Consider the following 15,972-nt stretch of genomic DNA (forward strand, 5'->3'; position numbering starts at 1 on the left):
CAGGTTAGCCTGTTACGGCGAGCGAAACGGTTAATCCGCCGACTTCTCTTTTCCGTCCACCGGCAAATTCCCTACTGGGCAATCCGCCACACCAATGGTCGATCGTGTTAGAGCTTCCACATCGGCCTGAGTTTTTTCGGCATCAAGCACCCAGCTACGATAGAAATCAAACGGGCACTCGGCGATGCCTTTATCGCCATCACCGGAGTTATGTACACCGCTATAACCTCGATGGAGTAATTTAAACAGGTGATTTTGTGATTGATCGTTTTTACGTGCATCGCGAATTTGCGAGACAGACAACTGAGCGTACTGTACGCCCATATCTTCTTCACCGCATTCACCCAAGGTACGACCATCAAACCCAATAATGGCCGAGTGCCCGAAGTAGGAATAAACCCCGTCAAAACCCGAGGCATTCGCAACAGCCACATAGCAGTTGTTTGCCCAGGCCATTGATTTCGCCATCATCACTTGCTGCTCTTTGGCTGGATACATATAGCCCTGACAGCGAACGATCAGTTCAGCGCCCTTCATGGCGCAGTCGCGCCAAATTTCGGGGTAATTGCCGTCGTCACAAATAATCAGGCTGATCTTCATACCTTTAGGCCCTTCGGTGACATAGGTTTTGTCACCGGGATACCAGCCCTCAATCGGACACCAGGGAATACATTTACGGTATTTTTGTACAATTTCACCCTGGTTGTTAATCAACACTAAGGTGTTATAAGGCGCTTTATTCGGGTGATCTTCGTGTTGCTCACCGGTCAGTGAGAAAACACCCCACGTATCCGCCTGCCGACAGGCTTCGGAAAAGATAGCGGTCTCATCGCCCGGGATAGTGGCAGCGGTAGCCATCATCTCGTCGTTATCGTACATGATGCCCATGGTGCTGTACTCGGGGAAGACCACCAGATCCATCCCCGGCAAGCCTTTTTTCATGCCGAGAATCATATCGGCAATCTTACGGGCATTGTCCATCACTTCGGCCTTAGTATGTAACCGAGGCATTTTGTAGTTGACTACCGCAACACCGACCGTATCAGGGCTGCTAGAAATATCACCGTGACGCATGATTTACTCCTATAAAACCGGTGCAACAACCGTGAGGCTGTTACACCAAAACGAATCTTAGAAAATTACACCGAGAGGTACGAGGCGACTTTCGCCTCGTCCACGCTCGATCTGAGCTCTTCGTGGACAATCTCGCCTTTTTCAATAACCAGTATGCGGTCGGCAATATCCAAGGCAAAACTCAACACCTGCTCTGACACCACAATCGACAGGCCGCGCTGATCGCGAATCTCTTTAAGCGTGCGCGCCATATCGCGAATAATAGAAGGCTGAATACCTTCGGTGGGCTCATCCAACAACAACATCTTAGGGTTACTGGCAAGTGCCCGGGCAATAGCCAGCTGCTGTTGCTGGCCACCCGACAAGTTACCGCCTCGACGATTGCGCATCTCCAGTAACACCGGAAACATATCGTAAAGATCACGCGGTACGTTGCGCGATTTTGTGGTAGTCAGTCCCGTCTCGATATTTTCTTTAACGGTCATACTGGAAAAAATCATGCGCCCCTGGGGCACAAAACCAAAACCGGCTTCAACCCGCTGGTAGCTTTTCATCTTAGATACCTCGGTATCCTCCAGCTTGACGCTACCACTCTCGGATGGAATAACACCCATCAAGGATTTCATCAGGGTGGTTTTACCCATCCCGTTACGCCCCATAACCGCCACAATTTCGTTGGGCGCTACCGAGAAGTTCATACCACTAATAATATTACTCTGGCCATAACTGACTCGATAATCAGATACATTCAGCATGGTTGTCTCCTCAATGACCCAAATACACTTCGATGACTTTAGGATCTTGCTTTACGTGCTCGGCCGAACCTTCGGCCAAGATCTTACCCTGGTGCAAAACAGTAACCTTGTCGGCAATCTCGGCGACAAACTGCATATCATGCTCGATCACAATCACCGAACGATCTTTGGTGATGGTGCGCAACAGCTCTGCCGTTTTGCGTCGCTCGGATACCGACATGCCCGCCACCGGCTCATCCAGCATCAAAAGCTCTGGGTCTTGAATCAGCAACATACCAATTTCCAACCATTGCTTTTGACCGTGACTGAGTAGATCGCCGCGGGTGTGCAACAGCTCATCCAAAAAGATCATGCCGGCTACTTCGCTTACGCGTTGAAGAACCTCCGCATCTCGTTTAAACGCCAGCGCACCCAATACAGATCGGCCGCGAGGAAACGAGATCTCCAGGTTCTCAAACACCGTTAAGTCACCGTAGATTGACGGAGTTTGAAACTTTCGCCCCACCCCCGCGCGCACAATCTGGTGCTCTTTCATTTTGGTGAGTTCTTTGTTGCGAAACTTAATCGAGCCCTCTGTGGCTTTGGTTCGTCCACACACCAAATCCAGCACCGTGGTTTTACCCGCTCCATTCGGCCCCACAATTACCCGTATTTCATTTTTATCAACGTAAAAACTCAAATCGTTAACCGCTTTAAACCCATCGAATGAAACCGTTAGCCCTTCAACCGCCAGCACGAAATCTGTGTTACTCGAATTCATGGGTTACCCCCTTCGGTTTTCATCTGAGGAGCCAGCTCCGCTGACGTATCGTTTGACTTACCCGTAAAGCGCGCAATCAACTGATTGACCTTAGGCTCACAGTATTTAGTGTACAGCCCGGCCAAACCATTGGGGAACGCCATAACCACACCGATAAACAGCGCGCCCATGGCAAACAACCACAACTCAGGAAAGCTCTCGGAGAAAGTCGTTTTAGCCCAGTTAACCACCAGCGCACCATATACCGCGCCAAAGATTGACAGGCGGCCACCCACGGCACAAAAGATCACCATTTCAATCGAAGGGACAATACCCACAAAGGTAGGCGACATAAAACCAACCTGAAGGGTAAACATGGCGCCACCGATTGCGGCAAAGGCCGAACCCAGACAAAACACAAAGATCTTAAAGTTGGCTACGTCGTAGCCTGAAAAGCGCACACGGTCTTCCATTTCTCGCATGGCAACCAACAAACGGCCCAACTTACTTTTGCGTACAAACTGCGCAACACCCAGGCACAAAAACAGCATAAACACACACAAAAAGTAAAATACATACTTGGCTTCGTTGGTACGGATATCCCAACCAAACAATGTGCGCAAGTCTGTAATACCATTCACGCCGCCGGTATAGCCCTGCTGACCGATGATTAGAATCGTCAAGATTGCCGCCACTGCCTGGGTAATAATGGCAAAGTACACCCCGCCCACCCGGCGCTTAAACATGGCAACACCGATGATGTAAGCAAAGATCGACGGGATAACAATAATGGCGATCACGGTAAAGGTCAGGCTATGGAACGGCTGCCAAAACCAAGGCAATTCCGTCAACTGGTTCCAATCCATAAAGTCCGGAATCCCAGGTGTTGACTGAATTGCGGTGTTTTCCGGTGACGATGCCTCAAGCTTTAAGAACATCGCCATGGCGTAACCGCCCAAACCAAAAAACACCCCTTGACCTAGACTTAAAATACCGCCATAGCCCCAGCACAAGACCAAACCAAGCGCGACAAACGCGTACGTAAGGTATTTACCCACCAGATTAAGCCGGAAAATATCAAGGCTTAAAGGTAAGACCACCACCAAAATTAACGCGAGTACCGCAAAATTAATGAGATCATTTTTAGGCAATAGAGATCGTAAACCTGCATAAGACATACGCTAACCCTCCTAGCGACGCACTTTCAGTGAGAAAAGACCTTGTGGTCTTAACATCAGAATGAAGACAACAAACAACAGCGTCAGTACTTTGGCCATTGACCCGCTCAGGAAGAACTCCATAGTGGATTGCGCCTGCGAAATAGTAAAAGCTGAAGCGATGGTACCCAGCAAACTTGCCGCGCCACCAAACACCACAACCAGGAAGGTATCAACAATGTACAACTGCCCCGAGGTGGGCCCGGTTGAGCCAATCATGGTGAATGCGCTACCGGCAACACCGGCAATACCACAGCCTAAGCCGAAGGTCAGTCTATCTACGCGTGCGGTATTAATGCCCACCGCGCCCGCCATAGGGCGGTTTTGCACCACTGAGCGCACCTGTATGCCCCAGCGCGATTTGTACATAAGCGCTGCAATCGCTACCGAGATACCCACCGCCAGCGTCATTACAAAGATACCGTTAATCGGCACCTCGATAATGTCCGTTAACTGAAATGACCCCATCAGCCAATCGGGTAAGGTTACACCCACTTCACGGGCGCCAAAGATGGTGCGGTAGCACTGCTGCAAAATTAGACTTAAGCCCCAGGTCGCCAACAGGGTATCCAATGGACGGTGGTACAAATGACGAATCATTGCCCACTCCACTAGCATGCCCAGCGCGCCCGCGGCGATAAACGCCAGTATCATGGCGATAAAAAAGTAGGCCCCAAACAAATTGGGCATATAGTCGGCAAACACATTAGAGGTTAAATAGGTAATGTACGCACCGAGGATCATAAACTCGCCATGCGCCATATTGATAACGCCCATCTGGCCAAAAATAATAGCCAGCCCCAACGCCATAAGGACAAAAACAGAAAATAAAATTAATCCTGCAAAGCCCTGCATAGCAAATATCGACATTAACTCAGAGGTCGTGTAATCGGCGAACATCGCTCAATCCTCGTGCAGAAAACTCAAAAGAAACTTCATCTTGCGAAAGGGACGAACCCACCGCCTGTGGCAGTGGGTTCTGGTGGCCGCTCGCGCGGCCGGTAATGCGGCTTATTGGTAACCTTCTGGGAACGGATCTGGCTCGATCAGCTCGTCAGTTTCGTACACGATTTCATACTGACCATCGGTTTTGGCGTTACCAATGCGGGTTTTAGACCACAAGTGGTGATTCGGGTGAACCTTCACATAGCCTTCTGGCGCAGTGGTTAACTCAATACCGGGTGATGCCTCGCGGATTTTATCCACATCAAACGAACCGGCTTTTTCAACCGCTGCTTTCCATAACCAAGGTCCGAGATAAGCGGCCTGAGTTACGTCACCGATAACAATGTCATCGCCCCAACGCTCTTTAAAGGCTTTAACAAAAGCCTGGTTGTTGTCGTTGGTTAAGCTCTGGAAGTACTTCATTGAAGCGTAAGCGCCTTCAATGTTTTCACCACCGATACCCAAGATTTCGTCTTCGGTCACAGAGATGGTCAGCACCAGCGGCTTCTCTTTGGTCATATCGATACCAGCGGCTTTAAGCTGCTTATAAAAGGCAACGTTAGAACCACCCACCACTGAGGCGAAAATGACATCAGGCTTTTTCAGCTTGAACTTGTTGATGATCGAGTTGAACTGAGTGTGGCCCAGTGGGTAGTAATCTTCACCCACAACTTTCAGGCCCAGCTTCTCGATGTGCTTGCGCGCAATCTTGTTAGAGGTACGTGGCCAGATATAATCCGAACCAAGCAAGTAAAAGGTTTTAGCGCCTTTCTCTTTGGTTACCCAGTCAATACCCGCCAAAATTTGCTGAGTGGCTTCCTGACCGGTGTAAATTACGTTAGGTGATTGCTCCAAACCCTCGTAAAACGTGGGGTAGTACAGCATGCCGTTATACTGCTCAAACACGGGCAATACCGCTTTACGTGAAGCCGAGGTCCAGCAACCAAACACGGTGGCCACTTTATCTTGCAGCAACAGCTTACGAGATTTTTCGGCGAAGGTTGGCCAATCGCTGGCACCATCTTCTTGGACGTATTCGATTTGACGGCCTAGCACACCACCCATGGCATTGATCTGCTCAATGGCCAGCTTCTCTGCCTGAACCGAGCCAGTCTCACTGATGGCCATGGTCCCGGTTACCGAGTGTAAGATACCGACAGTGACTGTATCGTCGGTCACCGCAAGATCCGTGGTGTTGACCTCGGAAGTCGCGGGTGCCGCGTTAACCGCTGCAGACAACACCATTGTCGCCCCAGCGACGGCAGAGGCGATGCCCTTCATTAAGCTTGGCAGTCGACCCCCAAGGCCGGCCTGTGCATTTTTTAAAGTTCCCATGTTCTTTCCTCGTTGGTTATCCCAGAAGTGGGTTAGCCCAGCAACAGACACGCTGTGCCTACGGTGTTTATTCTCAGGAAACTCGCGCTTAGGCACTATTCGCCAAACGCACCATGGAGCTACGTCATTTGACGCATAGGGTTTACCGCACCTGCGGCGTAAGGTCGTGCGCACTCAATATAAAGCGTTTAACTTGATCAATTGGTATGGCTTTTGACTGTTGTTTGGCTGTACACCATCGCGCGCCAATGGCAGCAACCATTAGACGCAAGTCTCAGTAAGACAAACGCACCACAAAGGAAACCATGCACAGCGAGGTGCACCCAATAGAGGCAGCACCTTGTATCAAACTCGTAAAAATTCACAGCGATCTCGTCCCGGTAGTCGCGCCCTATGACCGCCAAACAGCATATCTTTCGGGTGCGCCGCAATTACAACCAATGGGTGGCCAACCAAACACTAGAAGATTACGCGCTGCGCTTCACCGCTAAAAGCGCGCGCCGCTGGAGTGCCACCAGAGTCGCCATTACCGCCCTCGGCGCCATTTCATTTCTTGCCCTTGAAGCCATAGGCGGCACAGTTACGCTGCACTACGGCTTCACCAATGCCATAGCCGCTATCTTTGCCGTCAGCATTATTATTTTAATCACCGGTACACCTATTAGTTACTACGCCGCCAAGTACGGTGTCGATATCGACTTACTCACTCGTGGCGCTGGATTCGGCTATATCGGATCGACCATTACCTCACTGATCTATGCCTCGTTCACATTTATATTCTTTGCCCTAGAAGCGGCCATTATGGCGATGGCCTTAAAACTGCTGTTTGGCCTACCGCTGGCAATTGGCTATTTAGTCAGCGCCGTACTGGTGATTCCTTTAGTGGTTTACGGCATTACTTTTATTAGTCGCTTTCAGGTATGGAGTCAGCCCATCTGGCTCACACTTCAGCTACTGCCTTTTGCATTTATTATCTATGCCGATGCCAGTGCCGTTAACGACTGGACCCAGTACACCACCAGCGCGGACCCCACCGGCCAGTTCGACCTGATGCTTTTTGGTGCAGCTTGCGCGGTGATGTTTGCCCTGATTGCGCAAATTGGCGAGCAGGTCGATTTTTTGCGTTTTATGCCCGAACCCACGCCAAGTACACGCAAACGCTGGTGGGTTTGCGCTATGGCCGCCGGCCCCGGCTGGATTATTGTCGGTGCCATAAAAATGTTGGCGGGTTCATTTTTAGCGGTATTAGCACTGAGCTACGGCGTCAGCACTCAGGAGGCGGCCGACCCAACTCGCATGTACATGATCGCCTTTGGCTACATTTCCAACACCCCTGAGGTTGCCTTGGCGGTCGCCGGTATTTTTGTGGTGTTATGTCAGCTAAAAATCAACGTCACCAACGCTTATGCGGGCTCTATTGCCTGGTCCAACTTTTTCTCACGTCTCACTCACTCACACCCTGGGCGCGTGGTTTGGTTGGTGTTTAACGTAGCCATTGCGTTGCTGTTAATGGAGCTAGGGGTTTATCAAGCCCTAGAACAAACCTTGGGCTTCTACGCCATTGTTGCCGTCGCGTGGGTCGGCTGTTTAGTCGCCGATTTAATAATCAACAAACCCCTGGGGTTATCGCCCAAACACATCGAATTTAAACGCGCCCATCTATACGACATTAACCCGGTCGGTTGCGGAGCGATGATTTTAGCCACCCTATTTGGCATGATTAGCTACAGCGGTGTTATGGGCGATGCAATGCAGGCGCTAGCACACTTTATGACTCTGGCGGTGGCCCTACTGTTAGTGCCATTTATCGCTTGGCTTACTAAAGGTCGCTATTATTTAGCCCGCGAGCTGATCGCCAGTGATATAGAGTTCGATACACCGGATCAAGCTACGGCCATCTGCTGCATTTGCGAGCACCGTTTCGAGCGCGAAGATATCAGCCACTGTCCCGCGTACGCTGGCAACATTTGCTCACTGTGCTGCTCACTGGACGCGCGTTGCGGCGATTACTGTAAACCCGGCGCGGGTTACAGTGAACAAATTCGCTCGCTGTTTACACGTTTTTTACCCGCCCGATTTATCCCCAACATCAACTCTCGAATCGGTCACTTTTTAGGCCTACTGGTTATCATCAACGGGTTCTCTGGCCTGCTGTTATCGCTGATTTACTTTCAAAGCCCCACGCCCAATACCGCCTCAACGCTTTGGAAGGTGTTTTTTTTACTGGTTATTATCACCGGAATTATTAGCTGGCTGTTTGTTTTAGCCCATGAAAGCCGCGTCGTCGCACAAGAGGAAACTCAGCGCCAAACTCGATTATTAACCGAAGAGATCGTTGCCCATGAGCAAACCGACCGCGAGTTGCAGCGCGCCAAAGAAAGTGCCGAGGCGGCTAACCAAGCCAAAAGCCGTTATCTAACGGGGATAAGCCACGAGCTGCGGTCACCGCTAAACGCCGTTTTGGGCTACGCCCAATTACTGGAAAAAGACCCGACGATTCCCGATGTAAAGCGCGATGCTATCGGAGTTATTCGCCGCAGTGGGGAACATTTAGGTGATTTGGTAGAAGGGTTGCTGGATATCTCTAAAATTGAAGCCGGTAAACTCGATTTACACACCGAGCAAGTGCGCTTGCCGCAACTACTAGAGCAGTTGGTGTACATGTTTCGGCCCGAAGCCGAAGCCAAAGGCCTAATATTTGACTATGTGTGTGCCAGCCATCTTCCCGAATTTGTTAAAACCGACGAGAAGCGCCTGCGGCAGATACTCATTAACCTTCTCTCTAATGCCATTAAATACACAGCGCAGGGTAAGGTGTCATTTCAGGTGCGCTATCGTAGCCAAGTGGCCGAGTTTATTATCACGGATACCGGCGAAGGTATCGCCCGGGAAAATGCCGAGCGTATTTTTCGCCCTTTCGAACGAGTAAAACGCCCCGGCAGCAACATCGCTGGCACTGGGCTCGGGCTCACGATCACGAGGCTGCTAACGGATATTATGGGCGGCGACATCAGCCTAACCAGCACAGTAGGTCAAGGCAGTGAATTTAAAGTCGCCTTAATGTTATCCAGCATTCACCCCTCACAAGCCGAGCGCAGTGACGATAGCGTAAAAGACATTACCGGGTATAAAGGGCCACGAAAAAAACTCTTAGTCGTGGATGACGAAGCCAGCCACAGAGAACTGATAAAAGCCATCTTAACGCCACTTGAGTTTGACTTAGTGTTTGTCGACAACGCTTTGAGCGCACAACAAATCGCCGAGCAACAAGCACCCGACTTAATTATGCTCGACGTCAACATGCCGGCTCTATCGGGATGGCAACTAGCACACCAGCTACGGGACGCCCGCCACAGCGCGCCCATCATTATGGTATCGGCCGATGCCCGAGAAAACCGCCCCGCCGACACTGGCGCTGCTCCCCACGATGCCTATTTAGTTAAACCGATTAATGTCAACGCCATGCTGGATAAAATTGGCGTCCTGCTGAATTTACAATGGCGACACGATACCAACCAAACCAGGCTCGCAAACCCGGCCGTACAAGTGCAGCGCAGCGGCAATAGCATTGCGTTACCCACCGAAGCCGACTGCCAAAAGTTGCAGGCGCTCGCGCAAATTGGCCACAAAACAGGCATCACGCATTATTTAAATAACTTAATGGCAAACGGTCAGTGCCAGCGCGCGTTTTTTAACGCCGCCACCGACTACGCCAATCACTTTCAATTCGAACAGCTGATCGAGCTTTTGCAAGGAACACCTAATGAACACGGCTAACAGTGGTAAAACCGTCGCCCTCGTGGTCGATGATGCCATCGACAGTATTCGCATGCTAAACGATGTCTTAGAAGCCGCCGATATGACGGTCCTGGTTGCGCTAGAGGGCGCGCAAGCCATTACCATCACCCGTAACATTACCCCTGATATTATTTTACTTGATGCCATTATGCCCAACATGGACGGCTTTGAAACCTGCCGGGCACTCAAAGAAAACCCCAGGCTTATGGATGTGCCCATCATATTTATGACCGGTCTAAGCGATACCGAACATGTCGTGATGGGCTTAAAGTCCGGCGGTGTCGACTATATTACCAAGCCTATTAATGCCGACGAATTAGTGGCCCGCATGCAGGTGCATCTCGCCAATGCCCGTATGACTCGCAGTGCTCGGGCGGCGCTAGACTTAGCGGGGCAAAACCTATTTGCCACCGACGCGCGCGGGCAATCACTCTGGGCAACCCCAGCGGTACACGCACAGCTGGCAAGCGCGCTAAACGATCAAGATGCCCGCCAGGCACAGTTTACCGAGGCCCTCAGCCGCTGGTTTAGCCACAGCCCAGAGCCCGGACATAAGCTCAACCTCGACTTTCTAGGCTCATCGCTTACCGTTGAGTTTCTCGCGCTGGTCGATCAGCGCGAGTACTTGCTTAGGTTGATTGATACCCCGAGTAACGAAACCAACACCGATGTTCTACGTCGTAAGTTTACTGTTACCCAACGCGAAGCGGACGTTCTTTTGTGGATCGCCAATGGCAAAACCAATCGGGAGATCGGCCAAATTTTAGACATGAGCCCGCGCACAGTGAACAAGCATTTAGAGCAAATATTTAAAAAGCTCGGGGTAGAAAACCGCACCTCGGCCGCCGCGCTGGCGATTCGTGCGCTGGCCGAGTTGGCTTAAGTGTTAATGCTCAAAATCGATCTCGGCATTAACCCAAGCCATAAAGTCTACGACTAAACGCTCTAATTTTTGTGCGGTGGCCGCATCGGTTAGTTGGCCATCCGAAAAACACTCATGGGCGCTGGCTACGGCAAACTCCGGGCAGGGAAACACCGGGGTTAACGTGCCGGCCAACACCTGCTTGAGCTGGCCTTGGGCGCGCACACCACCGATCGGACTCATAGACGCGCTCATAATTAATGTAGGAATATGGGCAAGCACTGAACGATACGCTGGGCGCGAAACCCAGTCGATGGCATTTTTTAGGGGGCCGGGAATACCATAGTTATACTCGGGAGTGGCGATTACCAGCGCGTCGGCACCGGCAATTTGATCGAGCAACAACGCAACTGCGTCAGGCTTGGTGTCACCATCGAGATCTTGGTTATACAAGGGTATAGCGGCAATATCGGCTTCGATCCACTCCACCTCGGGCGACTCTCCCGCGGCAAAAAAGTACTCTCGCGCAGCGGACAAAAGAGCTGAGTTAAACGAATCTTGGCGCAAGCTGCCACTAACGGCTACAACCTTCATATTAACCTCCTGAGGTAGGGTTGGAATAAACACTCCCCACCCTACCTCAGAGCGCTGGTAGCGTCACTGAAAACTTAATTAATTACGCGTTTAGCGGTGCTGATGGCTAGCATGCGGCTCACGATACGGTACAAACCAGCGCCCTACACGACGCTTCATATGCCCCATATCGTTCATCACCAAATACAAACACGGTACTAAAATTAGGGTCACAAAGGTTGCGCACAACACCCCGTAGCCAAGCGAGATCGCCATCGGGATCACAAATTTCGCCTGCAGCGAGCTTTCAAACATAATGGGCAGTAAGCCGATAAAGGTAGTCAGCGAGGTTAAAATAATCGCCCTAAAGCGGCGCTGCCCGCCGTTCATTACCGCATCAAACAACGTCTCGCCACGTTCGCGTGCTTTATTGACGTAATCCACCATTACCAGCGAGTCGTTAACCACCACACCCACGGCGGCAAAGATACCAAACAGCGACAAACCGCTCAGGTCATAGCCCATAATAACGTGGCCCCAAATAGCGCCAATAACACCAAAGGGGATAACCGACATAATCATTAGCGGTTGCGTGTACGAGCGCAAAGGCAAAGCCAATAAAATATAAATGGGCAGCAGAATCTTCATAAAGTTAATAATAAAGTCCGTCACGCTGTCGCGCTCTTCTTTTAGGTTGCCCGCCTCTTCAATCTCGATATTAGGGTAGCGATCACCCACTTCGGAAAATACGCCATCACGCAACTCATTGGCGACCTGCAAAGGTTGTACTTTGGCAAAATCGAGCGATGCCCACATTGTAATGGTACGCCGGCCATCCTCGCGATACACCTGGTTAACCCCTTCAACCAACTCAATGTCAGCCACCTCCATTAACGGTACCTTGCTACCGTCCGGGGTAGTGATCAGTAAGTCGTTTACTGCACCCAACACATTGCGCTCAGACTCGGGGTAACGCACCATCACTTTGATTTCTTCGCTGTTGCGCACAATGCGCTGCGCCTCAATGCCGTACAAACTGTAACTGGCCTGTGCCGCCACATCGGCGGTAGTAAGCCCCATACTGGCCGCCAAAGGCTTGAGCTTAAAGCGCGCCTCTTGGGCGCCCACTTGCTCTGAGTCATTGATCTCGTAAACGCCATCGATAGTGCCCATAGCCTCACGCACTTGACTGGCCACTTGGCGCATCGAGGTAATGTCGTTACCGATAATCCGGAAACTCACATCACCATCGTTGGTGCCGCCTCCCATAACGGTATCCGCGATCTCAAGGCTCTTTAAACCACTGATCTCAGGCATTTGTTCACGCCACTTGGCCGACAACGCAAAAGTACCGATCGGGCGATCTTCTGGATCGACTAATTTAACTTCAATGCGCGCCTCGGTACGCCCCTCCATCGAGACAAAAAGGTTGTCGATCATCGGCTGATCGAATTCAGCGATCGTCTCAGACTCGATTCGTTGAATCATCGACTCAACATCAAGCATCGCCTGCATAGTCTCTTGCTCGGCGACGCTGGCATTCATCTCTAAGGTGACACGGACAAAATCGTTAGGAATTTTGGGTTGATTAACAAACTTGACCAAACCACCGGCAAACAGTGCGGCGGTAATAAACACAACGCCGGTAAAAATAGCCATTACCGCGTAGCGATACGCCAAACACCACTGCAACAATGGACGGTAGACGTTGCTGATAAAACGTTGCAAGTGTCGATCAATAAGGCTCTGCAAGCGGTAAACCGGATTGTTGGGATTGGGCTTAAGAGGCTTCATATGCGCCAAGTGTGCGGGCAAAATCAATTTCGACTCTACCAGCGAGAACAGCAGACAAAACACCACCACAAAACCAATCGAGCGCGGGAATGCCGATTGCGGTCCGGTTTCCAGTAGCATTGGGAAAAACGCCGCACAGGTCGTTAACACCCCAAACGTGGCCGGCATAGCGACTTTTTGCGCACCGCGAATAACATTATCGATACTCTGGCCTTTTTCTTCGACCTCAGTGTGGACACTTTCGCCAATCACAATGGCGTCGTCCACCACCACCCCCAACACCATAATAAAGGCAAATAAACTGCCGATATTAATGGTGACATCAACCCAGCTCATGGGCAGCAACATGATGGCACCTAAAAAGCTTACCGGCAGCCCCATCATGACCCACATGGCGAGCTTAATACGCAAGAACAAGGCGAGAATAATAAAGACCAACAAACCACCCCAGAACATATTGCTCAGCATCATGTTCAAGCGGCCATCTAGGTAATAAGTTAAATCAACCCAGGGTTCCAGCGTAACGCCATCGGGTAAACTCTTGGCGCGCTCGGCAATATACTCATCGACAATATCGGCCACATCGCCAATGCTTTGATCGCGGGTAGCACCGACAAAAAAGGTCACGGTATTGTGGCCGTTCATTTTGGTGTAGTTGATGCCCTCTTCAAAGCCGTCGTTAACCGTTGCCACATCGCCCAGCAAAATCTTGGTGCCGTCGGCGCGGGTGCGCAGCGGTAAGCGCTCAAACTCTTCACCCACATAAGCTTGGTCTTCTACCCGCACCGAAATAAAACCTTCCTTAGCGCGTATCTGCCCGGCGGAGCGATTCGTCGACCAGTTGCGCACGGCGGCCGCAATCTCTTCAAACGACAGGCCGTACTCGTAGAGCTTATCGCGACTAACTTCAATGGCAATTTCGTAGTTGGCGCCACTGTAGTAGTCAACAATGCTCACGTCATCCAGCGCGCGCAACTCATCGTGAATACGCTCGCCCAAATGTTTTAAATCGTGGTTGTTTAAATCGCCGTAAAGGCTAACGTACATGACTTCTTGCCGGTACTTGGCGCGACTAATACGTGGCCGCTCCATGCCGTCGGGAAAGCTCGAGATAGAGTCCACCGCCGTTTTAACTTCGTCCAGCACCTCTTGCGCATCGTACTCTTCCATCACCTCGATACTGGCCGAGGCGTTGCCGCGATTGGAGCGGGTAATCACGCGCTTTAGTCCCTGGATACTGGCGAGTGACTCTTCTAGCTTAACCGTAATCGCCTCTTCCACATCTTGTGGCGCGGCACCTGGGTAGGCAATATTAATATTGAGCCAGTTGATCTCGATTTGAGGGAACATTTGTTTGCGGATGGTCATGGCCGTTGCCACCCCCAACAGCAAAATAAAAATCATCAACAAGTTGGCGGCAACACTGTTGCGGGTAAACCAAGCAATAATGCCTTTGCGAGTATCGTCAGCGTGTTCCATTACCCCTCTCCCTGCTCGCCACGCGCAACCGCTGCCACGTCAGGCTTGGGCATATCAGCTGGCTCAGCAGCCTCTTCCGCCTGATCGTCAAACCGCTTCAGCGCCATGCCCACGACCGGGTATTCCAGCGAGGTAGTCACCAGTAAATCACCATTGTCGACGCCGTCTGTCACCACACTTTCACCGCCGATATGACGCAGTACCGTCACAGGTTTAAGCTGCAGCTTACCCTCGTGATACACCGGCAGCGTGCCATTTTTAATCAGGTTTCGGGGGATACGTACCGCGTTTTCCAGCTCGCGGCCGACAATATTGGCCACCACAAAGCTGCCAAACGCTAAGTCTGTCTGCGCTCCGGGTTGCTCGCTTTTTACGCTCTTGGGGTTTAAGTGGTAGGGGTCGCTCACCCGCGCCACTAAGTAGCTCATCCGGGTATCGTCGTCGATCACCCCTTCGGTACGCACAATTTTGGCGGGCCAGCGGTAGTTGCTACCCATGGAGTCGCCGGTTAATTCGACCTGACTTCCCACGCCATTGCCCACAAGGTACTGCAGCTCGCTGTTGGCAACAGGCAAACGTATTTCGGCGCTGCTCACATCCAGCACTTCGCCCATCATCGAGCCTACGTTAACAAAAGTCCCTAAGCTCACCCGACGCTCGGCAATCAAGGCGTCGTATGGGGCGATAATCTTGGTACGTTCCAGATCTTTTTGCGCTTGTTTTACGCTGGCCTGAGACGCCGCAACTTGCGCTTGGGCCTGCTTTAGCTGGGGTTTGCGTAGCCCCAACGCCGGGGCCGGATGGTCACTAATGCCCTCCCACTCTACCCGGGCCACCTCTCCTTGAGCTTGTTCGAGCTCCAGCGCCGCCGTCGCGCTGGCAAGCCCGGCGCGGGCCTCTTCTAATTGGACTTCGTAATTAGTCGGATCAATCTGCGCCAGCACTTCACCTTTTTTTATAATGCCGCCACGGACAAAAGCCTCGTCGAGGGCGACGATCTCGCCACTGACCTGAGCCACTAACTCGGTGGAATATCTAGGCTGCACTAATCCACGGGATAACACCTGCAACTGAATAGCCTGCGTTTGCAGGGGCTGTACATTGACCAGAGCCACGCCCTCTTTTGCCTCTTTGTGCGGCGGGGGCTTACGCATGGAGGCCAGCGCAATAGCGATAACGATCGCGGCCAGTAGAATAACGACCGGTAAAATCCAACGCTTGTTTCTGGTGTAAAACCCTGGGTTAGACATGTACAACCTGCTCCTTTGTCTCGATCAAGTCACGATCAGTATCGTTGTTAGTGTTATTCAGTGCGCTCTGTTAGCGGCGGCTCGGCCCCAAAAGGTTGCGCTATCATACAGCGTTATAAGGCACTCGGCACCATTAAGGCCTTGACAGGCA

At 51.4% G+C, this 15,972-nt stretch carries 11 protein-coding genes; 2 read left to right on the forward strand and 9 right to left on the reverse strand.

Annotation, left to right across the window (positions count from 1 at the left end):
* Positions 1-30 precede the first annotated feature (30 nt).
* The 6 genes from ACGHAD_RS11395 to urtA all read right to left on the reverse strand — a co-directional run bounded on the left by ACGHAD_RS11395 (position 31) and on the right by urtA (position 5,975).
* A complete protein-coding gene (locus ACGHAD_RS11395; protein ID WP_041522836.1) occupies positions 31-1,074 on the reverse strand; it encodes an aliphatic amidase in 1,044 nt (347 codons plus the stop codon).
* A 65-nt stretch (positions 1,075-1,139) separates the two neighbouring features.
* Positions 1,140-1,829 (reverse strand): urea ABC transporter ATP-binding subunit UrtE, encoded by a 690-nt coding sequence (gene urtE / locus ACGHAD_RS11400; protein ID WP_041522835.1) that lies wholly within the window; start codon positions 1,827-1,829, stop codon positions 1,140-1,142.
* Positions 1,830-1,839: 10 nt separating this feature from the next.
* Positions 1,840-2,589: an urea ABC transporter ATP-binding protein UrtD gene (urtD, locus tag ACGHAD_RS11405; RefSeq protein WP_382417602.1), complete on the reverse strand. Its 750-nt coding sequence runs from the start codon at positions 2,587-2,589 to the stop codon at positions 1,840-1,842.
* On the reverse strand, positions 2,586-3,746 hold the full coding sequence (urtC, locus tag ACGHAD_RS11410) for an urea ABC transporter permease subunit UrtC (protein ID WP_041522833.1): 1,161 nt from the start codon (positions 3,744-3,746) through the stop codon (positions 2,586-2,588). The genes urtD and urtC overlap by 4 nt, the downstream gene beginning before the upstream one ends.
* Before the next feature lie 12 nt (positions 3,747-3,758).
* Complete coding sequence (gene urtB, locus ACGHAD_RS11415; protein WP_041522832.1) at positions 3,759-4,685, reverse strand: urea ABC transporter permease subunit UrtB; 927 nt, start codon at positions 4,683-4,685, stop codon at positions 3,759-3,761.
* A gap of 111 nt (positions 4,686-4,796) precedes the next feature.
* Positions 4,797-5,975, reverse strand: a complete 1,179-nt coding sequence (gene urtA, locus ACGHAD_RS11420) for an urea ABC transporter substrate-binding protein (RefSeq protein ID WP_382417677.1) — start codon at positions 5,973-5,975, stop codon at positions 4,797-4,799.
* 483 nt (positions 5,976-6,458) lie between these two features.
* Between urtA and ACGHAD_RS11425 the strand changes: the two genes are divergently transcribed.
* Positions 6,459-9,842, forward strand: a complete 3,384-nt coding sequence (locus tag ACGHAD_RS11425) for an ATP-binding protein (RefSeq protein ID WP_382417605.1) — start codon at positions 6,459-6,461, stop codon at positions 9,840-9,842.
* Positions 9,829-10,746 (forward strand): response regulator, encoded by a 918-nt coding sequence (locus ACGHAD_RS11430; protein ID WP_339614742.1) that lies wholly within the window; start codon positions 9,829-9,831, stop codon positions 10,744-10,746. Before ACGHAD_RS11425 ends, ACGHAD_RS11430 begins: the two co-directional genes overlap by 14 nt.
* Positions 10,747-10,749: 3 nt before the next feature.
* On the opposite strand, the gene ACGHAD_RS11435 is transcribed toward ACGHAD_RS11430, so the two are convergent.
* The 3 genes from ACGHAD_RS11435 to ACGHAD_RS11445 form a co-directional block, all read right to left on the reverse strand.
* Positions 10,750-11,319, reverse strand: a complete 570-nt coding sequence (locus ACGHAD_RS11435) for an NADPH-dependent FMN reductase (protein ID WP_339614741.1) — start codon at positions 11,317-11,319, stop codon at positions 10,750-10,752.
* Between the two features lie 90 nt (positions 11,320-11,409).
* Positions 11,410-14,571 (reverse strand): efflux RND transporter permease subunit, encoded by a 3,162-nt coding sequence (locus ACGHAD_RS11440; RefSeq protein ID WP_339614739.1) that lies wholly within the window; start codon positions 14,569-14,571, stop codon positions 11,410-11,412.
* Complete coding sequence (locus ACGHAD_RS11445) at positions 14,571-15,821, reverse strand: efflux RND transporter periplasmic adaptor subunit (RefSeq protein ID WP_382417608.1); 1,251 nt, start codon at positions 15,819-15,821, stop codon at positions 14,571-14,573. The genes ACGHAD_RS11440 and ACGHAD_RS11445 overlap by 1 nt, the downstream gene beginning before the upstream one ends.
* Positions 15,822-15,972: the final 151 nt, after the last annotated feature.

It is taken from the genome of Gilvimarinus japonicus (assembly GCF_042847215.1).
GTDB classification, from domain to species: domain Bacteria; phylum Pseudomonadota; class Gammaproteobacteria; order Pseudomonadales; family Cellvibrionaceae; genus Gilvimarinus; species Gilvimarinus japonicus.